The organism is Acetomicrobium mobile (genome assembly GCF_937920065.1).
Window position 1 is genome coordinate 1 of the sequence record NZ_CALETC010000054.1, and the last position, 2,926, is coordinate 2,926.

The following is a 2,926-nucleotide window of genomic DNA, read 5'->3' on the forward strand; positions in this document are numbered from 1 at the left end:
GCCGTCTAGGCCTGCTAGTTTAATTAACGCCAAAGCGGCTTGATACGATCCCTCGTCTAACGCCTTTTCTAACGTATCAAACGCTTTTGGAAGAAGCGAGCGTAACCTGTCTGTAGCTGCACCCCAAACTTCCTTGCGCCTCCGGTTGAGTTCAGCTTGAAAGTAAGGATCATAGAGGCGCCAGCTTGTAACCGTCGGCCTAGAAACGCCTACAGCATCAGCCACAGCTTGATCACTTTTACCTACTACAAGTAGGTCGATAGCATTTAGCTGCTCAATTGTAAGGCCTTGTCTTCTTTTGTACCCCTTCTGTCCCATATTCACACCTTCCATTCCTAAAGAAAACGGGGGAGCAAAGCCCCCGTTAACTAGATGCTATGGTGTTACCGTTGTTTTCTGGATATAAAGAGCCTTCGGCTGGAGGACGTATCCCTCCATGCGCGCGTACGCAACAAGTAAATGTGTTGCCTTCGTCGGCTTTTGGAACCTGGAAATTTCAAGCTGAAGGTTTGTCCGTACTGCTATGGCTACTCCCTGGTTAAACCCGCCCAGGATCGCGGAACCCTCGGAAATACTCGTGGTGAAAAGGTCTTTCATCCCTACAAGAGCAGGAGGAGCGCCAAGCCATGTCCCAGCCGTTGAGGCTGTAGCGCCAGCCCGCGCGGCATAGTCCGCAGTGTTTGCAATTATTGCGCTTGGAAGGTCCATATTTGCGCCAAGCATTGCTGTTACCGCAGCCATGACGCCTGCCCAGGTGCCACAATCCTCGCCGGTCGCGCTGGTGGCAATGTTTACATCTGCCAAAATCTTCGTTATCGTCAAGGCGTCCAGCTTCGCAGCGAAGGCAGCGGCAAGGCTCGTTTGAAGCGCAGCATCAAGGTTCCTTGCGTCCTCAACAACCTCCATTGTGAGCGGTATCAGCGCCACAAGGGCTTTTGGATCTAACTCAAGTGGCGTAAATGTCGGGGTGCTTTCGACGATGTCCTCGGCTGCTTCTGTGTGCTGGTACACCGTTGGGTCGCCGTCAATTCTGCAAAGCGTGGTAGGCCCGTCGATGGGGATAGTCATTGCGCCTGCCTGGATCACTCGGGACTTTGCGCGTACATCGTCGATGATCTGTGCCGAAAGGAATTGAGGCACAATCGCGGTCCCGGTCTGTACTGCGCGGCTTTCCTCCAATCCCATCCTTGCACGAACGAAAGCTCCCAGGCTGAAGTCGCCCTTGTCATTTGGCACGTGCCGCGTGAGATAGTCCCTGCTCTCGATAACGGGATAAGCCTTCCCCTCGATATCAAAAGCCGTTCTAATGCCAGCACCCATATAAGCCCCAGGGTTCAAACGTATAGGCTCATTTAAGGGTTTGCGTAAATCAGCGTCGATCTTCTCGATGTATCCGGCCCGCCTCGCTCTTTCAGCGAGCTCGTCCATCAGTCTAATATTACGTTCATACTCTAATTTTTCCTCTTTAGTCAGGTCACGGTTTTCGGCCTCGGCCTTGTCTATCAGCGCTTTTGCTGCCTCAAAGGCTTCGCCCCGCTGAAATAATATTTCGTGTACATTATCAGTCATGAAATTCACACCTCTCTAAGTTTTTTAATTGTTTTTTTGTCCGGTGTATACGCTGCATGGTTTTTTGTGGTGTGAACCCCTGTTTTAATCTCTTACTATGGTGTGCTTTGTTGCGTGGGCTTATTGTGGCGTAAGGGGAACGGTCTACTGCGTTTTTTTTAGCCGGCTCATTATCATCGCCGGTATTCATTGCCCGATCTTTTCGGGCTTGTTTGCAGCGAGCCGCCGAAGCGGCCCGCCGTTCAAGAAGGAGGTGGCCGCTGGCAAACGGCCGACTCGAAAAAAGAGCGGGGGCAAATGCCCCTACACCCGGAGCGGAAAAGCCGCCCGGGGATCCTGTAATCATTTTATGTCCGCCGTCCATTCAGCGGAAAATTGCGGCGCATGCTTTACATACACGTCGTCGCCATCGATCCATCGTATCAGGTCTTCTACCTTAACAAGGTGAGTCCCTCGCGATACATATCCCGGGAAATCTGGCCGATCCCAAAGTTTATAAATTGTCTCAAGGCCCATACCTGGGAAAATTTGGAGTTCGTATATGTCCATCGGAAGCAGCAAGTCTGGCCACTCTTTTCGCGGCGCTGGCTGCCTCGGTTTCGCTTGATCTAGTCTTCGTGGCATTTCCCACAAGTGTTTCATCCTTTAATGCTCCCCCCTTGTAAATCATCCTGCTTTTCTAGTATCTCATGATTCACGATGATAATCATTAACAATTTTCGTTATAGGCCCTGCCATTTACTGCCTACAGCTTCCTCGATCGCCCATGTACGGCGGTAAAATGTTTGATTAGACACGCCTAAACTGGCCGCTACTTCGTAATAATCCATTCCGCCCCAGTGAAAAAGCTCGATGATTTCTAATTCCTCATCGCTGAAGGTTTCTAGGATCTCATCCATACGTGCAATACGTCTTTTGAGTTCTTTGAAGTCGGGATGGTTTAATAAGCATTCTTTTTGCTCAAGATAGACTTCCTGGGGAGACAATTCTGTGCCGTCCGCTGTTTTTACCTTATATCGGCCGCTAAAGCCCCTCGCCACCTGGTCGGCCCATTCTTCAAACATGCGGAGTTTTTCTAGCCAATCGTCTTTGTAGGCACGCAAAAGGCTTCTTCCCAGGTGCCTAATATCCTTACGCAGCGCCGCCCCGTGTTTACCGTTTCTTCGTTCCTGCCAGCGTGGGGGGGTTATTCGCCGCTCGTCAGCGTTCATTGTGTCAGTTGGTCTCATTGCGTTTCGCTCCTTCCCTTAGTGACGTTTCATTACCCCTTTATGGTTTACCTTCCCTTTTAAGCCAACATGTCCCGCAAGCTCTGGCGTTCCTGTTCTTCTATCGCCCGCACCCAACCCAAGGACTC

Annotated in this window: 4 protein-coding genes; all 4 read right to left on the minus strand. The window is 50.9% G+C overall.

The genetic code is table 11. The features are described 5' to 3' along the window. Positions 1–318 (minus strand): helix-turn-helix domain-containing protein (locus tag Q7P41_RS01930; protein ID WP_303881715.1); only part of this gene is annotated, 318 nt, incomplete at its 3' end. Positions 319–375: 57 nt separating this feature from the next. After that, positions 376–1,569, minus strand: a complete 1,194-nt coding sequence (locus Q7P41_RS01935; RefSeq protein ID WP_303881717.1) for a phage major capsid protein — start codon at positions 1,567–1,569, stop codon at positions 376–378. Between the two features lie 342 nt (positions 1,570–1,911). Continuing rightward, the gene (locus tag Q7P41_RS01940) at positions 1,912–2,211 is read right to left on the minus strand and encodes a hypothetical protein (protein ID WP_303881718.1); all 300 of its coding nucleotides are present in this window, start codon (positions 2,209–2,211) and stop codon (positions 1,912–1,914) included. An 80-nt stretch (positions 2,212–2,291) separates the two neighbouring features. Continuing rightward, entirely contained in the window at positions 2,292–2,798 is a 507-nt protein-coding gene (locus Q7P41_RS01945) for a hypothetical protein (protein WP_303881720.1), read from the minus strand. Between the last annotated feature and the right edge of the window lie 128 nt (positions 2,799–2,926).